This window comes from Streptomyces sp. NPDC000404, assembly GCF_040300365.1.
GTDB classification, from domain to species: Bacteria; Actinomycetota; Actinomycetes; order Streptomycetales; family Streptomycetaceae; genus Streptomyces; species Streptomyces ramulosus.
This window is the reverse complement of the sequence record NZ_JBEPDN010000015.1, coordinates 167,034-183,006: the sequence shown is the minus strand read 5'-3', so window position 1 is coordinate 183,006 and position 15,973 is coordinate 167,034. Positions and strand designations below refer to the sequence as shown.

17 protein-coding genes and 4 pseudogenes are annotated in these 15,973 nt (G+C 67.0%); 9 read left to right on the top strand and 12 right to left on the bottom strand.

What is annotated here, in order from left to right:
* Window positions 1-400: 400 nt before the first annotated feature.
* The 3 genes and pseudogenes from ABT345_RS27470 to ABT345_RS27460 form a co-directional block, all read right to left on the bottom strand.
* Window positions 401-601 (bottom strand): annotated as a pseudogene (locus tag ABT345_RS27470) (ABC transporter ATP-binding protein); the annotation flags it as partial.
* Window positions 602-706: 105 nt separating this feature from the next.
* Window positions 707-1,060 (bottom strand): hypothetical protein, encoded by a 354-nt coding sequence (locus ABT345_RS27465; protein ID WP_345087091.1) that lies wholly within the window; start codon window positions 1,058-1,060, stop codon window positions 707-709.
* 386 nt (window positions 1,061-1,446) lie between these two features.
* Window positions 1,447-1,647, bottom strand: coding sequence for a hypothetical protein (locus tag ABT345_RS27460; RefSeq protein WP_345087093.1), 201 nt, complete (start codon window positions 1,645-1,647; stop codon window positions 1,447-1,449).
* A gap of 986 nt (window positions 1,648-2,633) precedes the next feature.
* Here ABT345_RS27460 and ABT345_RS27455 point away from each other — a divergent pair.
* The 3 genes from ABT345_RS27455 to ABT345_RS27445 all read left to right on the top strand — a co-directional run bounded on the left by ABT345_RS27455 (window position 2,634) and on the right by ABT345_RS27445 (window position 5,110).
* Window positions 2,634-3,071 carry a hypothetical protein gene (locus ABT345_RS27455; RefSeq protein ID WP_345087095.1) on the top strand — a complete coding sequence of 146 codons (438 nt, stop codon included), beginning with the start codon at window positions 2,634-2,636 and terminating at the stop codon, window positions 3,069-3,071.
* A 145-nt stretch (window positions 3,072-3,216) separates the two neighbouring features.
* Window positions 3,217-4,557, top strand: a complete 1,341-nt coding sequence (locus ABT345_RS27450) for a VanZ family protein (RefSeq protein WP_345087097.1) — start codon at window positions 3,217-3,219, stop codon at window positions 4,555-4,557.
* A gap of 49 nt (window positions 4,558-4,606) precedes the next feature.
* A complete protein-coding gene (locus ABT345_RS27445; RefSeq protein ID WP_345087099.1) occupies window positions 4,607-5,110 on the top strand; it encodes a hypothetical protein in 504 nt (167 codons plus the stop codon).
* On the opposite strand, the pseudogene ABT345_RS27440 reads toward ABT345_RS27445, so the two are convergent.
* The 3 genes and pseudogenes from ABT345_RS27440 to ABT345_RS27430 all read right to left on the bottom strand — a co-directional run.
* Window positions 5,106-5,600: pseudogene (locus tag ABT345_RS27440) on the bottom strand (DUF8841 domain-containing protein); the annotation flags it as partial. The gene ABT345_RS27445 and the pseudogene ABT345_RS27440 overlap by 5 nt on opposite strands.
* A gap of 336 nt (window positions 5,601-5,936) precedes the next feature.
* On the bottom strand, window positions 5,937-6,353 hold the full coding sequence (locus tag ABT345_RS27435; RefSeq protein ID WP_345087101.1) for a hypothetical protein: 417 nt from the start codon (window positions 6,351-6,353) through the stop codon (window positions 5,937-5,939).
* A gap of 633 nt (window positions 6,354-6,986) precedes the next feature.
* A complete protein-coding gene (locus ABT345_RS27430; RefSeq protein ID WP_345087103.1) occupies window positions 6,987-7,562 on the bottom strand; it encodes a winged helix-turn-helix domain-containing protein in 576 nt (191 codons plus the stop codon).
* Between the two features lie 107 nt (window positions 7,563-7,669).
* Here ABT345_RS27430 and def point away from each other — a divergent pair, with 107 nt between their 5' ends.
* Entirely contained in the window at window positions 7,670-8,326 is a 657-nt protein-coding gene (gene def, locus ABT345_RS27425; RefSeq protein ID WP_345087105.1) for a peptide deformylase, read from the top strand.
* Here def and ABT345_RS27420 read toward each other — a convergent pair.
* Window positions 8,301-8,651, bottom strand: coding sequence for a helix-turn-helix domain-containing protein (locus ABT345_RS27420; RefSeq protein ID WP_345087107.1), 351 nt, complete (start codon window positions 8,649-8,651; stop codon window positions 8,301-8,303). The two genes, def and ABT345_RS27420, sit on opposite strands and share 26 nt — an antisense overlap.
* A 409-nt stretch (window positions 8,652-9,060) precedes the next feature.
* On the opposite strand from ABT345_RS27420, the gene ABT345_RS27415 reads away from it, so the two are divergent.
* Window positions 9,061-9,450, top strand: coding sequence for a hypothetical protein (locus ABT345_RS27415; protein WP_345087109.1), 390 nt, complete (start codon window positions 9,061-9,063; stop codon window positions 9,448-9,450).
* Between the two features lie 168 nt (window positions 9,451-9,618).
* On the opposite strand, the gene ABT345_RS27410 is transcribed toward ABT345_RS27415, so the two are convergent.
* On the bottom strand, window positions 9,619-10,548 hold the full coding sequence (locus tag ABT345_RS27410) for a LysR family transcriptional regulator (protein ID WP_345087111.1): 930 nt from the start codon (window positions 10,546-10,548) through the stop codon (window positions 9,619-9,621).
* 114 nt (window positions 10,549-10,662) lie between these two features.
* Between ABT345_RS27410 and ABT345_RS27405 the strand changes: the two genes are divergently transcribed.
* The gene (locus tag ABT345_RS27405; RefSeq protein WP_345088122.1) at window positions 10,663-11,190 is read left to right on the top strand and encodes a DapH/DapD/GlmU-related protein; all 528 of its coding nucleotides are present in this window, start codon (window positions 10,663-10,665) and stop codon (window positions 11,188-11,190) included.
* Window positions 11,191-11,239: 49 nt separating this feature from the next.
* Window positions 11,240-11,593 (top strand): hypothetical protein, encoded by a 354-nt coding sequence (locus tag ABT345_RS27400; RefSeq protein WP_345087113.1) that lies wholly within the window; start codon window positions 11,240-11,242, stop codon window positions 11,591-11,593.
* Between the two features lie 251 nt (window positions 11,594-11,844).
* On the opposite strand, the gene ABT345_RS27395 is transcribed toward ABT345_RS27400, so the two are convergent.
* The 3 genes and pseudogenes from ABT345_RS27395 to ABT345_RS27385 all read right to left on the bottom strand — a co-directional run.
* A complete protein-coding gene (locus ABT345_RS27395) occupies window positions 11,845-12,291 on the bottom strand; it encodes a S1 RNA-binding domain-containing protein (RefSeq protein WP_345087115.1) in 447 nt (148 codons plus the stop codon).
* A gap of 468 nt (window positions 12,292-12,759) precedes the next feature.
* Window positions 12,760-13,506, bottom strand: a complete 747-nt coding sequence (locus tag ABT345_RS27390) for a hypothetical protein (RefSeq protein ID WP_345087117.1) — start codon at window positions 13,504-13,506, stop codon at window positions 12,760-12,762.
* A gap of 163 nt (window positions 13,507-13,669) precedes the next feature.
* Window positions 13,670-13,780: pseudogene (locus ABT345_RS27385) on the bottom strand (SDR family NAD(P)-dependent oxidoreductase); the annotation flags it as partial.
* A 171-nt stretch (window positions 13,781-13,951) separates the two neighbouring features.
* Between ABT345_RS27385 and ABT345_RS27380 the strand changes: the two are divergent.
* Window positions 13,952-14,458 carry a DinB family protein gene (locus ABT345_RS27380; RefSeq protein WP_345087119.1) on the top strand — a complete coding sequence of 169 codons (507 nt, stop codon included), beginning with the start codon at window positions 13,952-13,954 and terminating at the stop codon, window positions 14,456-14,458.
* Window positions 14,459-14,568: 110 nt separating this feature from the next.
* Here ABT345_RS27380 and ABT345_RS27375 read toward each other — a convergent pair.
* Window positions 14,569-15,363 (bottom strand): annotated as a pseudogene (locus ABT345_RS27375) (class I SAM-dependent methyltransferase).
* Between the two features lie 61 nt (window positions 15,364-15,424).
* Here ABT345_RS27375 and ABT345_RS27370 point away from each other — a divergent pair.
* The gene (locus ABT345_RS27370) at window positions 15,425-15,757 is read left to right on the top strand and encodes a glyoxalase superfamily protein (protein ID WP_345087121.1); all 333 of its coding nucleotides are present in this window, start codon (window positions 15,425-15,427) and stop codon (window positions 15,755-15,757) included.
* Window positions 15,758-15,973 lie beyond the last annotated feature (216 nt).

Here is a 15,973-nt window from a genome sequence, read left to right as displayed (position 1 = left end):
GTGCGTCGGTGCGTCGGTGCGTCGGTGCGTCGGTGCGTCGGTGCGTCGGTGCGTCGGTGCGTCGGTGCGTCGGTGCGTCGGTGCGTCGGTGCGTCGGTGCGTCGGTTGATGCAACAGCGCCGGGCAGGCCGGCTGTTCCCGGTATGGCCGTTGGCTTTCAGGAGTCGGCGTTTCGACGTGAACGAGGCACCCAGCTATCCGAGAACGCCAAATTCCTCTGGACGCCAGCGCCGACCTGGCGAACGTCTTCTGCCACGACTCGCTGCGAGCGTGCCGACGTCACTTGTGCCGTTGTGTCAGGCGCCGAGCCCGATGAGGGAAACGGTCGTAGGCGCACTGGTTGCTGTCGAGTTCGGCGATGACGTCGCGCCAGGTGCCGGCCGACACCTGGCGCGCTGTGCCGATCGGTGTCCCACTCCAGATGCGAGACAACCAGCACCGACCGGCCCACAGCCGGGCGGCGCAGTCCCAAAGCGCAGATACGTCTCCCAGCCGAAGCCCTGGCACGGATCGTCCAGCAGGCCATCTGCGGATCATGGACCAACGCCGGCGTCAGGTTCAGCTTCTGCCGTATCCCGCCACTCAGGACGCCCGCGCGCTCTCCGGCGTGCACGAGCGTGCCCGGCGAAACCGACCAACCGCGACCGCGCAGGCCACGCCCGAGTCACACGCCTCGGCCCCCGGCAACGCCCGGGCGGCGAGGTCTTCACCCGGGATGCACGAAAGGCGCGACACGGATGTGCAACCACGTCAAGCTCGCCCAAGCCAGCACCACCACAGCGACGCACACCGCCACCACCGGCACCACGGCCCGCGTGACCCACCCAGCCCGGCAGCTCAAAAGAGACCTGGAAAACCGCCAGGTCACCAGCGTGACCGCAGGGAAGCCGAACAGCATGACCGGCAACTCCACATAGAGCAGACTCCAGTCCCGCTCACCCTCAAAGCCACCACGCAAACCAGGCAGGGCACCATACCGCCACAAAACCACCCCGACCACCACAGCGACGACCGCCGCCAAAAAGCCGACGGCACCGGTCAACTCAACCCGTTTGGCCATGCCCCTACAGACGCGCCCCCGAACACACGAGTTCCCACCGCCCACGACGCCCCTCAGAACAAGCACGCAGCAGCTGGCGGAGGCCACCCCGGTCTGGACTGCCCGTGGCCGCTGAGCCGGCAGCGCCCTGCCTGATGCTCGCCGACCCGGTCGGCGCCGACGGCGTGCTGCGCCATCAGGTCATGGGGAGCAGTGATGGGGCCTCTGGGGCTCCGTGACCGGGCCTTCGCTGAGTGGCAGGGCCTGGAGAGAGCTTGGCGGCGGCGCACCGAGAGGAATCGCCCTGCGGCCCGGGGGTTCGCCTTCAGCAGCGTTCCTGTCCATGGTCGCCACCGCGATCTCGGGGATCCCCTCGGTACCCAGGTGGTGAATCGTCAGTTGCCTGCTCAGGCGCCGCGCTGGCTATCGCGTTCCGGAACACCACGAAGGCGCACGAGCAGTGGATCTTCGGTCGGGAGGTTCTGAACTGGCTGTACGCCGAGCGCTTTCTCCTCGAACAGAGCGCAGGGCCGTACACCAGTCTCGTTGAAGACGAGACCACCCGACTGTTTTCGACCCGCATCATCGAGATCGTGACGGATGGCCACGACTCATGGGCCAATCATCTCTCCAGCGCCATCGACACTCTTACCTCGACGGCTGCTTCCGCGCCGCGCTGACAGCAGACGACTACAGGCACAGCGCTTCCGGAGCCAGTACGATTCGCTGCCGGCCGTGGCGACTGCGGTGCTTCGCAAGAAGGCGTCAGCGACGACCGGCTCCCGAGGAAATGGCCGACGCCTTCGAGGAGACGTACTTCCTCTCCAACTCGAGGATCCGTTTGCCGCGGGTGGCTACTGCCGGTGCAGGACTGCGGATGCGAGCACCACCCCCGGAGATGGTCCTGCAACCTCGCCACCTGACCCCAGGCGGGGTGGGTCGGGCCGCACCAGGGCGACGGCGACGAGCGGTGCAGCATCACGGTGACGGGAACTCCAGGAGCTCCCTGTATCGGCGGCTCCTTCGTCAGGGTGACCGTCGAACCCGGGTATCCCAAGCAAGCAGTACGGCGCCGTCTCCAGCGTGCGGCCACGGAATTTGCCTCGATGCCCGAGTCGCTGCTCTGCGGCGTCCACGAGTTCGTTGATGGTGCCATCCCTGGCCTGCTGCCTCGACAGACGTCTCCGACATCCCCTGACCGTCCGCCCATCTTCGGCGATGTTGATCACTTTCGCCTTCTTCCGGCCATTCGCGAAACTTCTCACCGGCGCCACATACCTCCTGCACAGACGGCTCTCTCGCTACCGGCAGGTGGATCTAAATGATCGGTAGCAGCACAAGATGGCGTGAACCCGATACAACCCACCGTTCTGCCCTCTCATGCGGTGTTCACGGTTGATACGTTCTGGGCCGTCGCCGAACGCTTCTGCGGTCTGTGCTCAGTCCGGAACATAGAGCGACGACGTGGCGATCAGGCCTGTGAACGGCTCGGTCGCTTGCCCTGGGGGAGGGCGCCGCCTTGACCGGGCCAGCCACAGCTGGCTCTCCTCCCGATGCCGATTCAGGAGGAGTAACTCACATGACAGTGCGGACGATGCAGAAGGCTGCACGCGCGGCGACCGATTCGGGAATGGCGCTGGCGTCCATGGCGATGTCCAGCGCGGCGTACGCGGTGGACGCAACTCCCCCGGCAGCGGCAAGTGCGAAGCTCGCAGCCGCAGGTTGTCCCGGTGATGGTCACATCTCGCGTAACTACACGTGTACGTCGCTGAGCGGCGGTGCGCTGTTCCACCAGAAGTACACCAACGACAAGGCTGCCCACCTGGTATGTGAAGACCAGCGGTTCGAAGATCTCCGGCAAGTTGGGCTTCACGAAGTCCGGCAATTCGCGGTGGGGTACGTCTCCCAGTCCAGCGGGACGACGAAGCGGACCACCTGGTCCGGCGTGACGTACTGCTCCAGCACCGTGGGACTGATGTCGGTCAACGGCCAGCAGGTCTACCAAACTCCTCTCGCCACCTGCGACAACTGATGACGCCGCGCGTGGTCCGCACCGTTCACTCGGGCCACGCGTGCCTTCTCCAGATGGGTGAAGCAGTCCCGTGCTCACTGCCGTATTTCAAGGCAAGGCAAGCTTCATTGCCTTCGCCTCAATCGCCGTACTTCTTCTTGCCACCGTGGGGTACGTCCTCGGCCGACGATTCTCCGGGCGGCCGTGGGCCGTCGCCGCGTTCGTGGGCGCCGTCAGCACGGAACTCGCTCTGACCCTCTTCCTGCCCAGCGGCGGCCCGGCCGGCTCCGGTGGCACGGGGGCATGCATCATCAACCGGAACTTCGCCGAGCCCTTCGCCACCGAACAGGGGCTTTTGAACATCCTGTTGTTCCTGCCCATCGGATTCTTCGGCGTGATGGCCTTCCGCACGCTGCTCCCGGTGCTGGCGGGCAGCGTTCTGCTGACCATCGCCACCGAACTTCTCCAGACCCTCGTCCCCGGCATCAGCCGCGGATGCGACAGCAGCGACGTGGAGATGAACACCCTCGGCGCGGTGGTCGGACTCCTCCTCGCTTGGGCCCTCCTCCACCTCACCGGCCGCCATGTGAACGCGCCGAAGGCCCACGCGGGACCGACCACGATCGGCGCAGGCATCGGCCTGGGCTGCGCCGCGGTGGTATGGCTCGCCTGGATCACACCCACCGCCGTCGACGCGACCAGCCTGCAATTCACCGGGAGCAAGGAGAAGGAGGCGGTCACGCAGGCGATCCGCCAGGCATTCGGCGAACGCTACAAGATCGTCAACGTCCAACTCTCCGCCGGCGCGGAAGACGTCCCCGACAGCCTGTTCATCACCCTCGATCACGGCTCAGCCGAGCTTTCCTGGCCGGACGCCGCGCAACTCAACGTCACCCTCGAAGACTCCAGCATCACCACCGAGAACAGCTTCCCCATCCCCGGGACACGCAAGAAGCCGGCCGGCGAACACGATGCCCTCGCTCTGGCCCGCCGCTACGCCCAGGAGCACTACCCTCGCGAACTGCACGGCGCCGAACCCCAGGTCACAGCCGTGGGAGAGAAGGCCGAACTCGGCTGGATCGCCAGCTGGCGCCGCCGCAACACGGCCGGGGTGCTCATGCCGATGCGCCTCGACATCCAGATCAACACCGCCGGCCGCATCTCCCAGATGCTCATCAACACCACCCCGGACCCCACCGCCCTGCCCCAGGCCACCATCTCCGAGAAGGCCGCCCAGAAGACGGCCCTCGCCTATGCGGAACACCCGAAGGGGCCCGACGGCCTCCACCCCGTTGACAGTGAACTCCTCGCCGTACAGCGCGACGGCCACTGGAGGACCCAGTGGATCACCACCTTCGCCGCAGACGACCCGACCATGCAGCTGGAACCCGTCTACGTCGACGCCTCCACCGGCAAGGTCACCCAACGCGCCACCCAGAACCAAGAGCTTCCGCCGCCCTCCGCCGATGGCGAGGCCGTCACAGAAACGATCACAGAACCCAACTGATCCGCCTGCATGGCAAGTACCACAACATTACTTACTCGAGGACGGACTGATGCGTATCGAAGCTTCCACCGCCATACGTGGCGTGGCCGCCACTGCACTCGCCCTCCTTACGATGGCCTCCTCCACGGGGGCTGTGCAGGCATCCCCCGTACCCGCTGCGGCAACTGCTTTGGCCGCCAACTGCCCCGGAGACGGCAAGGTAGGGCCGGGTGCCGCCTGCACCACGTTGTCGAGCGGTGAGCTGTTCCACTACAAGTTCAACAACGGCCCGAGATTCGAGGTCGTCTCCTACTATCAGAAGACCAGCGGCAACAAGATCGCCGGCAAGCTCGGGTACTCCTACAAGAACAAGACCACCTGGGGCAGCAGGTTCACCCAGACCTCCGGCACCCGGAAGACCAGCACCTGGCACCCTTCCGCCATCTCCCAGTGCTCCCCCACCGTGGGGCTCCTGAGCGTCGAGGGCCAGAAAATCTTCCAGACCCCCTGGCCAACTGCTGACACCGTCAACTACCCAGCCCCCGGTCAGGGAAGTCTCCCGTACCAGTCTTGAGGACGGGGTGGCCGTCGGGAGCCTCGCACGGCGCCGGGTCGACCGAGTCCTTGCCCAGCGAGCCGGGGTTGCGCTCGGAGTGCCGCTTGCCGTCAGTGTCCAGTCCGGAGGCCCGGGTCGCCGGGTGCAGCGCCGTCCTGAGCTCTAGGCCGGTGACGGCGGTGGGGCCGCGCGGCGTCATCACTCGGGACGCGTACACACCCAGGACGCAGCCGAGTTCGGCCGACGGGAGCTGCCCGGCGGTGTCCCAGTGCCGGGTGTCCAGTGCGTGCCAGGACGGGGTGCACAGTTGCACGCAGGCCCGTGCCGAGCCTCTGGCGGGGCGGTAAATCCGCACCCACGGCCGAAACCGCGCTTGGGTCCGGGGAGCTCGGCGGCGGACTGCTGCGCTTCGAAACGCGTGGCAAGGAAGACCTGGACGGCGCCGGTCCACACCAGTGCCGACCCCAACAGGTGCAGGCCGACGGCCGGCGCGGGCAGCCCGCTCAGCGACTGCACCACCCCGAGCGCGCTTTGGGCCAGCACCACGGCGACGAAAGAGAGCTCCTTCTGGCGTGCACGCCCCCGACCGTCCTTGGGCAACGCCCGCAGCAGGTACCCCGTCAGGGCAAGCGCGGCCACCGCGAGTGAGCCATGGAGGACCGTCACGACCGTCCAGTTGAAGGGCATCCAATGTACATCGCTGGAGTCCCCGGCGTGGGGCCCCGTCCCCGTGGCGAGCGTGCCCACCACGAGCAGGAGCACTGTCACGCCGAGCAGCCAGCCCGCTGCGCCACGGCAGCGCTCCGGCAACCGGGACCGCTCTCCCCGCCCGGCCTCCAGGCCCTCAAGGGCGAGCTGTTCGCGGCTCACCCGGTCCCAGGTAACCACCGCCGTGGTGGTAGTTGGTCGCCAGGCGACCCTCCCCCTCTGAGGCATTCAGGACCGCGACCAGAAGCACGAACCAGTCGTGGACTGAATCGCCGTCCCACAACGCCTCCACCGCCACCACACGACCGGGGAGAGCCGCGGCGCGGGCTGCGAGCGAGGGGAGGTCCAGCGGATCAGGCGGGGTGCGCTGCACGCGGTCGCCCAGGGCCTCGTATCGCGAGTGGACCACCCGCTCGGCTTCGTGCAGGCCCACCCCCAGCGGGCGCAGAGCCTCCCAGACGGACCTGACCGCCGACAGCCGGCGGTCGCGCAGCACGTCGGCATCGACCTCTCGGCAGGTCCGCTCCTCCAAGTACTCCCGCCAACCGCTCACCGGGCCACCGTCCGGGGTTCCAGGGCGCATCATGGGGTCGAACGTACGTCAGCACTCGGTTCCCCTCCCGATCGTGAGCACCCCACCTGCTGCACGTCGACGAACTCGGCAAGCACCCCGACCCCGCGGCCGTCCTGCAGTCCTGGCTCGGCTCCCCCGCCACCGGCGAGATCCTCCCCCGCCCCGAGGTCCACCGCGCCGTCGTGAAATCCCGCTACCGCACCCTGGAGCACCTGCGTCAGATCCCCGCCGACGAGGTCCTCACCCGCCACGAACCCGAAGTCGCCCTGAAGATCCTGCTGGACCGCTGCGGGCGCAGCGCGGGACGACGGGAGGCACTCGCCGGCATGACCTTCGACTACGACGACGAGAAGATCACCTTTGGTCAGCTCCTCGACTCACTCCCTGGCCCCCTCGCTCACACAGGCACAGACACCCTGACGGGACGTCCCGTGGGCCGCTGCGTGCGTGGGGCCTCTGCGCGCGCAGTCCGCGCGTGTAGGTTCTCAGCTTCCGTGTCATGCAACGGTGCGGTGGCCTGGGCGCCCTCAGGTCGTCTCGCGCTGTGGCACCTGCCTGCTGTCTCAGCTTCGTGTCGTCTCCTCAAGCGAGAACGAAACGACCGGCCGCTCCTCAGTCCTGGTCCGCGTCGCCTGTCGTGTGGGGAAGGAGGGGGAACAGTCGGGTGATGAGTGCGACCGGACGTGCACCATCGGGCCGGGCCAGGGGGCGTTGTTCACGGTCCTGGTAGGGCGCGAGCGCCCGACGAATCACATTCGCGACCCGGCTCATCTCTTCCGGTGTCAGGTAGGCGACGGCGCTGAAGGCTTCGTCCTGACGCCATTCGGCTGGCGCCTGGTCCCGCTGGGCCAGCCATCGCTGCCAGCTTTCGTCCTCCAGCCCTCGGGCCAAGTCGCCGAACTCCTCTTCCGCGGGCCCGTCCGCATCAGAGGTGTGCTGCCTCAGACGCCAGGGGCGTGCGCGACCCCCGCCATGGGGGGCCTCTTCGATGTGTCCGTGTCGTGCGAGCTGCCGTAGGTGAAATGAGCACAGCCCAGAGCTGTAGCCCAGCCGGGATGCGGCTTCGGTCGCCGTGACAGTGCCGACTTCGGCGAGCAGGTCCAGCAGGGCCGTGCGGACCTCGTGCTCGCGCAGTTCGCCGGTGGTGGCTGCCTGTTCGCCTGGCGCGTTAAGGTCATCTTCGGTCACTTTGCAAAGTCTGCTACTTTGCAAAGGAGTTGGCAAGCGGTAGTCATTACCGAAGGAAGCAACTGCGGTCCGCAGCATCTGTGGCGTGTGCAAAAGAGGAGACAGCCATGCCTGTTCAACACGACCGTCCCGTCGACCGACGAGTCCGTGTGCAAGGCCGCCCCGTGAACACCTATCCGGCTCTGGCACCGGAGGCGGGACGGGGTTCGGTTCGCAGGGTCACGGTGGTGGGTGAGGAGGTGCTGAACCGTCCGTGCCGGGAGGTGACCGAGTTCGGAAATCCGGAGTTGTCGGCGCTGATCGACGACATGTTCCTGACCATGTATGTCGCCGACGGCGCCGGCCTGGCCGCCAACCAGGTTGGCATTGACCTGCGCCTGTTCGTGTATGACTGCCCGGACGACCATGGGGTCCGGCATGTCGGTCACCTCATCAACCCTGTTCTGGAACTACCCGATCCGGGAAGTCGGCGACTCCTTGACGACTTCGAGGGCTGCCTGTCCGTGCCCGGAGCCGCCATCTCGGTTCCCCGCACCGATCGCGCTGTCGCCCGTGGGTTCGACAAGGACGGCAACCCTCTCGTCATCGAGGGGATGGGTTACTTCGCCCGGTGTCTGCAGCATGAGACCGATCACCTCGTCGGCCACACGTATCTTGACCGGCTCTCCAAGCGGGACCGCAAGGACGCGTTGCGGCAGATGGAAGACCGTCGGGACGACGTCTTCGCCCAACGCGCGCTCAAGGCCACCAGTCTGGCCCGGTGAGACGGTTGGCGGCAGCGGCCACTTTTCCGCCGAAGGGCGTGGGCCGCGCCCTGCGGCCCCGTTCTGCACGTTCGATCAGGGGACGGCCCAGGTCCCCTTCGAGCCGGCTGATCTGAGTTGCCGGTGTCGATTGGTGAATGCCGACGGCTCGGGCAGCTTCAATGACGGTTGGGCAGGACAGGGCAGCAGCGAAGCGTTCGAGTCGCTGCCGGGCATTTGAGCTGTTCAGGGCGTCACGCAGGATGGCATGAGTGCTGGCTGCAGATTCCCGGGGCCGGGCTTCAACTTCCCCGCCCCGCCGCCGGAAGCAGGCCACCGCCTCCATCCCCACTTGAGCGCTGGCGGGAAGTCGACTTCGACGTGCTCGTCACCACCGCGATCGCCGAGGCGACCGATGACGTGCATGCCACAGCGCTAGAGGCCTTGCATGGGGATTGGCTCGATTCGTGGGCTGATGCCCTGTATACGGGTGCCGGGGAGCTCGCTTCCAGCGTGGAGCGGATGGTCTGCACCCGCGACAGACGTCTGAAGAACGTCCAACGTCGCGCCGCGAGCCGAGTACCCCCCGGCTCGTGAAGGGCAGGAGGCCTATCGCGACGCGCAGTCGAGTGGTGCGAGAGCTCCACGAAGCCCTCGCCCGGGTCCAGTAGACGTCGTTCGTCACGCAACGATCTCAAGCACGCCCGTTCTCGTCTCCGCAGGCACCCCTTGGAGCACACCGCCAGGAGGAACCGGTGTCATATCCGCAGCTGCTCACCCCCGAGGAGAAGCTCGCCGACGCGAAGAAGCTGTTGAGCCTCCCGCGTACCGTCGTGATCTGCGGCTCCACCCGCTTCATGACCGAGATGAACGAGGCAGATCTGCGGGAGACCAAAGTCGGAAAGATTGTGGCCAAACCGGGCTGTGACATGAAGTCGCCGCACGAATTTGGGTCCGGTCCTGTCGAGGCCGAGGCGCTGAAAGTTCAACTCGGCGAACTGCACCAGGCGAAGATCCGGCTCGCTGATGAGGTGCTCGTCGTCGGCGACTACATCGGAAACAGCACCCGAGCCGAAATCGCCTACGCCCGGTCGCTGGGCAAGCCCGTGCGGTTCACGCACCCCGAAGCCGACCCTGACGCCTGACCGCCGGCCGCCACCTCAACAACGAAGGCCGGCAGCCCGCCGCCTGACCGTCTCGTGGTGGCTCTCGTGGCGGCTCTCGTGGTGGCTTCGGCTGCCGCTCACCCCCCACCACCTGCAGGCATCCCTCGAAATTGATCACCAGGGGTTTCTGTTGATTCGGTCGTCCGGTCAGCGGTCTACCCAATCCGGGGTCCACACGTCCTGCGGCGTTCGCGGGCCTGTGGTGCGCAGATGGTCGCGTAGCGCGGTGAGCACGGGGTGCTGGTCTCCGCTGCGGGACAGCAGCATGTGCGGGTAGACCGGGGTCGGGCCGTGCAACGGGATGCGCCGTAGGTCGTGGGTTCGGGGCCACAGGTACCGGTCCCCACTGCCGACGAGGGTGGCCAGCGAGGCCGAGTCGGCCAGGGCGTCCATCAGGGCCTCGTCGCCGAAGTGGGGGCCGAGTGCGTCGATGCTCAGGTCGAAGGCCTTGGACAGCGCCTGGTAGAAGGCTGACCACTCCGTGTCCGGCCTGATCCCGGGGATCCAGATGCGGTGGCCGGCCAGGTCCGCAGGTCTGACCCAGGACGCGTTCGCCAAGGGGTGACCCGGTCCGACCAGGAGCTCCAGGGGTGCGTCCAGGAGCCGTTCGGCGCGGATCCCGGCCGGGACCTGGTCGGCCGGCAGGGCGCGGAAGGACGCGTCGACGATCCCTTCGATCACCGCATGGGCGGCCTGGGCGGCGTTCTCCGCGCTCAGCGTGACCACGTCGAGGTCCGTCCCGGGGTGGGAGCGGTAGAACCGGTAGACGGCCTGGGCAGGGGCGATGCGCCGGTTGAGGACATCGGCACGCAAGGGACGGCTGCCGGGGCGCACGGCCCGCTCGGCCTGCTCGATGGCCGCCAGGACCTTCTTGGCGTGCGGCAGGAAGACCTGGCCGTCCAGGCTCAGCCGGGAGCCTCGGGAGGTCCGCACCAGGAGTGTGGCCTCGATGTGTCTCTCCAGGGCCGCGATCCGCTTGGAGGCCGCCTGCTGGCTGATCCCCAGCTCGTCGGCCGCGGCCTGGAACTGGCCGGTCTCGGCGACGGTCACGAACGTCCGCAGCGCTGCAACATCCACGCTTCCACCCTAATTCCACAACCAGTGGTTGTGTCCGGTGTGGCGGAGGGTTGTTTGATCGAGTGTTCTGCCCGGTGGTGGGATCAGCGCATGTCTACCCGCACAGAGCAGGTCATGTATGTCCGGACGCCTGAGTTCACGCGTCATGCGGAGCGGATCGCGGAGGTGACCGATGCGACGTCCCGGCTGAACGTGCTGCCGTTCAGCGACAGCGAAGGCCGTGCGGAACTCCTTTCGGTTGTGTTCGGTGGTCCGCTGCCGGAGTCCGTGGTGATCTACCCGCCGTTCTTCACCGAGCACGGGCTGAACACGACGTTCGGGGAGAACGTCTTCGTCAACCAGGGATGCACCTTCATGGACAAAGGAGGCATCCAGATCGGGAACGGCGTCATGATCGCCCCGAAGGTCAGCCTCATCACCGGAGGCCATCCACTGCCCCTGGCCGAGCGCCGCAAGTACCTCTCCTTCGCCCCGATCGTCATCGAGGACAACGTCTGGATCGGGACGGCTGCCGTGATCACGCAGGGAGTGACCATCGGTGCCGGTGCGGTGGTCGCGGCAGGCGCGGTAGTCACTCGTGACGTTCCCGCCGGCACCGTGGTCGCGGGAGTGCCCGCCCGGATGATCAAGACGATCGGCTGAGCCCGGCCGGGCTGCAGACCCGGGGGCGCAGCGCCTCCGCGGTCTGCTGATGCTCGTCACGCCTGGTGACCGGCCGGCAGTGGCCTATCGGACGGCCGGGCGCGCCGGCCACGTCGTGGCGATCGAGGCGATTGGGGACGGTGACACCGTCCACGACTGGTTCGTGCAACTCCTGGCCATCACCGCCGACCCCGCAGCCAAGACTCAGATGGCCACCATCGACTGGTCCACGGCCAAGCTGTACCTCGGCGAGGACGCGGACTGCCGCCCGCGTCACCCGGTAGCGGTAGCGGTAGCCGCCGAGCGGGCTGGTAGTGCCCTTGCTGCCCACCTCTCGGTGCCCTTCCACTTCGCCAGCCCGCCGGACACTCCCGATGATGAGGCCCCGCGCCAGCAGTCCTGAGCGGCGACGAAGCGGAGACGCGATCGGCGAGTATCGCGCGACGGCTCCGGGAACTCAGTGGTGAACTGGGCGCGCCGACGATCGTTGAGCGCCACATCGACCGGCACGGAGCACGCCATCGACCGACTCCACGCCTCCACGCCTCCACCGGGATCATCCGTCTCCCCCTTCAGCAGATCGCGTACGAGCTGCGCTGCGAGATCGACACCCAGAGTGGCCGGTAGCTCATGGCTCCGTTCGTGCAGCGTCGGTCATGCGAGTGCCAGACGCATGCGTCGCACGGGCGGGTCGACCTCTGCGATCCGCACGGTCATCACGTCGCCGACACGAATTCCCCGGTCCGGTTCTGCTGCCAGGAGTTCGGAGCTGTGAACCAGCCCTGTAATCCCGTCATCGAGACCTACGAAGGCACCGAACGGGACGAGCTTCGTGACGCGGCCACTGACGATGCTGCCCACGCACGTAGCCCAGACGAGCCATGGATTCTCCTGCAGGGCTGTCAAGGACAGCACAGCCTGCCCACGCTTCTCGGTGTCCAGCGCCAAGACCTCAGCGCTCACACGCTGCCCCATTGACACCGCTTCGTGACAAGAGGAGATCCGTCTCCACGAAAGTTCGGGCGGAGGAATGAATCCCACCGAAGCCTCCGGCGCCCCGTCGAGATCGACGAACACACCAAAGTTCTCGATTCCGCTCACCGCCCCAGCCACGACATCGCCTGGGCGGAGCGACAGGAGGAAATCTCTCAGGGCCCTGGAAGGGAGCGGATACGTCACGGCTCAGGCCCTATTCCGCCCGTCCGAATATCTGAATCCACCGGCATTCGCGGAGAAGGCAGGCAACGGCGGCTACATCAAGCACGCCACCGTCATCCGCAAGGTTTGCGACGAAGGTACCGAGTGTCCCGAGCCTGTCCAGGACGTCTCCGATCCTCGGCGCCGCCGTCCAACCGGCCGCTTGACGGTCCTCACACCCAGCAGAGACGCCCGGGGGCGGCCGCCGCACCCGACCAGCACGCTCGCGACCGGCGCCGGAAACCCCCGCGCAGGCCACGCCCTTGGGGATCGGGCCGGCCAGCGGCCGGTCCTTCTCCCCGAGGTCGCCCTCGATGCCATGCGTGCCTGCAAGCGATCAAGTTCGCCGGACAGGCCACTACTGGAGAGAGTTCAAGCCCGCCACCGCGGTGGCAAGGGATATCCGAGTCGCCTGGCGTACTCCGGAGATCCGCCGCAGATCTCGGCTGTCCGACGTGGGTCATCCGCCACGAGTTGATCAGCGAGTCTCTCGGCTTGCTTTTCGGGGGTATCGCTGGAGACGTCAAGCGTCATCCGGAACTGCAGCCATGGGAGGCCTTCCCTGAGGGCCGAGCGGCCTGGGTGGAGGAGGAAGAGGTCGATGTGCCGGGGCTCCCATACCCAGGCTGACACCGCGCCAATTTCACATTCCCACTGTGCAAGCCAATCGGTGCGCGCTTTGAGGTGCAGCTCCAGAAGCCGGGCAACGGTGCGCGCCGGCCACTCCCAGCTGTGGTCCGCGACAGCTCGCTCGACCTCTGCCTGGTACTCCTGAGCACCGAACCAGAACTCCGGTAGGTCGACGTCGTCTTTATCGGGGTTGCGCCACTCATTCCAGATCACGCGGTCGCCGTCCCGCCGGATGGTCACGTAGAGAGCGCCGCAACACCCTTCGGTACATGTCGCCTCGGCCAACCGCACCTCGTGCGGCTCAGCAACGGCTATGAGAGGGCTCTCCGGCAGCAGAAGGTACCTGGGGTCCTCGCCTCGCCCCTCTGCAAAAGCCTTGGTCAGGATGTCCTCACCGTCGACCAGCGGTTGGACCTCCACTGTTGCGCCCCTTTGCGAACGGTCGGGAACAACAACGTGGAGGGTGAGGCAGCGTTTCTTGTCAGTCACCGAACGATTGTCGGACCTATGGCACCGAGGATTCGCATCATTATCTCGCAGATGATCTCCGCTGGCGGAATCACCGGTGGCGACACGGCAACGGTTCAGCTGAGCCGCCAACTTCGGGTTCGCGACACGTGCTGCGGCAAGGTCTTCGCCACGCTCAGCCCGCTCCGATAGTTCGCACATGGACCGGCGGCCGACACGGCGTTAGGGAGTTCCACGCGCCGCCGGTATGGGCCACCGCGCTTGCCACCGTGCTGCCGGCAGAGCGCAGGCGACGCCTGGTCCGGCTCGGCGCTCCGGCCCTCTTCGCCGAGATGCTGCTGGACCGCCCTGGCGACCATTCACCGTCGCTATGAGGCGCCCCGTCTGAAAAGGAGGTGGGCGGAACGGGTTGGGCCGTCGGTAAATGCCTCGACATCGGTCGCGGTGATCGGGGACGCTTCGCGCGATGACAAGAATCGACGACACTCCGTCCGCATGGGACGAGCGCACCCAAATCACCACGTTTCTTGACTACGCGCGGGACACCGCCCGCGCCAAGTGCGAGGGCGTCTCTGCGGAGAACGCCCGCAAGGCGCTGCTGCCGGGCTCACCGCTGATGACCATGAGCGGAGTGATCAACCACCTCCGCTGGGTCGAGTACTACTGGTTCCAGGTGGTCTTCCTCGGCGAGGAAGACCGGGCCCCCATGACGGATGAGGACCCGGACCGTGAGATGCGTACCGCCGTCGAGTTCCCGCTCACGCAGTTGCTCGACGAGTACGCCGAACAGAGCGCCCGCTACCGCGAACTGGTCGCCGGGAACGCCTTGGACAAGCAGGCCAGGGGAACCATCCGCAACGGCCTTCACGTCGACCTGCGCTGGATTCTCCTCCACCTCACCGAAGAGACAGCCCGCCACAACGGCCACCTGGACATCCTGCGCGAGATGCTCGACGGCACGACCGGCGATTAGACCTGGCGAAGAGCACGGCCGGAGCCAGAGTCGGAGGTCAAGGCGCGCCGAGGCCGCCGACCGATCGGTGGCCTCGTAGATCCGCGCTGTCGAGCACAGTTCACGCGGCTTCACCCGTGATCCGCGACTCGCTGGTCATCCGAATCGGTGGGCGAAGGTGGGACCTCGACGACGAGGAACGGGAAGCAGGGTTTGGCCGAAAGGTCGCGGAAGCCGTCGGGGAAGAGTTCACGGGCAGCCGGGTCGGGCTGCGGCTCACTGATGGTGGAGAGGCGGAAGCCGGCGGTGGTGAAGGCATCGATCATCGCGTGCAACGGCTTGCGCCAGAACTTCATCGGGGCCCTACTGCCCGCCGCACGTCCAGTCGAAGGTGTAGCTGGTGGTCGCGAAGTAGTCGGGCCGAGGTTCCTGGATCGTGTAGGCCACGGTCGGGTGGTCCATCGACGCGAGCAGCCGGCCGCCGGGCTTGAGCACGCACCGCAACTCGGCCAGCGTCGGCCCCCAGTCCTCCACGTAGTGCAGGACCAGGGAAGAGACCACATCGTCGAATGCGCCGTCGTCGAACGGCAAGCGGTCGCGAAGGTCGACCTGGTGCACGTCCGCGCCGTCACCGAGCCGTTGCTTGGCCAGTGCCAGCATTCCGGCACTGGTGTCGATGCCGGTCACGACGGCTCCGCGGTCGCGCAGTGCTGCGGACAGGGGGCCGGAGCCGCAGCCGGCGTCCAGGATCCGGCGACCGGCCACGTCTCCGGCGAGGTCCAGCATCGCGGGCCGTGCGTAGTACGCATTCACGAGGCGTACTCGTTCTCCGCCGAGTACGCCTCGGCGAAACTGTCGTAGTCGTTCACCCGGGCCGGATTCGCAGACCGGGCGAGGCACTCGGGCGCATCGGTTTCGCGCTCCATCACCGCAGCCTGGTGACGTAGCAGGCAACGCTCGCCCTGGGCAGGCTGCGACAATGACCTCATGGACGAAGGAGCCATTCCCATTCTTCGCGTCGAGGACGCTGCGGCGGCGGTCGCTTGGTACGAGCGGCTGGGCTTCGCCAAGCAGTGGGAACACCGCTTCGAACCGGGACTTCCCGCGTTCGTCGAAGTCGCCAGGGGCGGAGTGCGGTTGTTCTTGTCAGAGCACAAGGGCGATGCCCGTCCCGGCACGTTGGTCTACCTCCGCGTTCGTGATGTCGAGGTCATCGCCTCCGAGTTCGGTGTGCAGACGAAGGATGCTCCGTGGGCGCGCGAGATCGAGGTGCGCGACCCTGATGGCAACCGGCTGCGGATCGGCACACCGACGGAATGAGCATCACCGGCAGCACGCGGCAGGGAAGCTGTGCCGTTGCCTGATGCGGCACCAGGGCCTGTCCAGCGGAGCATGTGACTGTCGGGCTGTCCACTCGTTGCGTCCGGTGTTGGGCGGGGTGATCTGACAAATCAAGAACTCCCGAGCCATCGCCACCCGCTACGGCAAGAGGGCCTACGTCGGCGAGAACGGGTGCCGCTCGAAGGTGTGCGATGG

What these genes read in the sequence shown, in the direction of transcription:
- ABT345_RS27465 (WP_345087091.1), bottom strand. Translation starts at nt 1,060, where the DNA reads ATGGCCAAACGGGTTGAGTTGACCGGTGCCGTCGGCTTTTTGGCGGCG.
- ABT345_RS27455 (WP_345087095.1), top strand. Translation starts at nt 2,634, where the DNA reads ATGCAGAAGGCTGCACGCGCGGCGACCGATTCGGGAATGGCGCTGGCG.
- ABT345_RS27445 (WP_345087099.1), top strand. Translation starts at nt 4,607, where the DNA reads ATGCGTATCGAAGCTTCCACCGCCATACGTGGCGTGGCCGCCACTGCA.
- def (WP_345087105.1), top strand. Translation starts at nt 7,670, where the DNA reads ATGCCTGTTCAACACGACCGTCCCGTCGACCGACGAGTCCGTGTGCAA.
- ABT345_RS27420 (WP_345087107.1), bottom strand. Translation starts at nt 8,651, where the DNA reads ATGGAGGCGGTGGCCTGCTTCCGGCGGCGGGGCGGGGAAGTTGAAGCC.
- ABT345_RS27405 (WP_345088122.1), top strand. Translation starts at nt 10,663, where the DNA reads ATGTATGTCCGGACGCCTGAGTTCACGCGTCATGCGGAGCGGATCGCG.
- ABT345_RS27400 (WP_345087113.1), top strand. Translation starts at nt 11,240, where the DNA reads ATGCTCGTCACGCCTGGTGACCGGCCGGCAGTGGCCTATCGGACGGCC.
- ABT345_RS27380 (WP_345087119.1), top strand. Translation starts at nt 13,952, where the DNA reads ATGACAAGAATCGACGACACTCCGTCCGCATGGGACGAGCGCACCCAA.
- ABT345_RS27370 (WP_345087121.1), top strand. Translation starts at nt 15,425, where the DNA reads ATGGACGAAGGAGCCATTCCCATTCTTCGCGTCGAGGACGCTGCGGCG.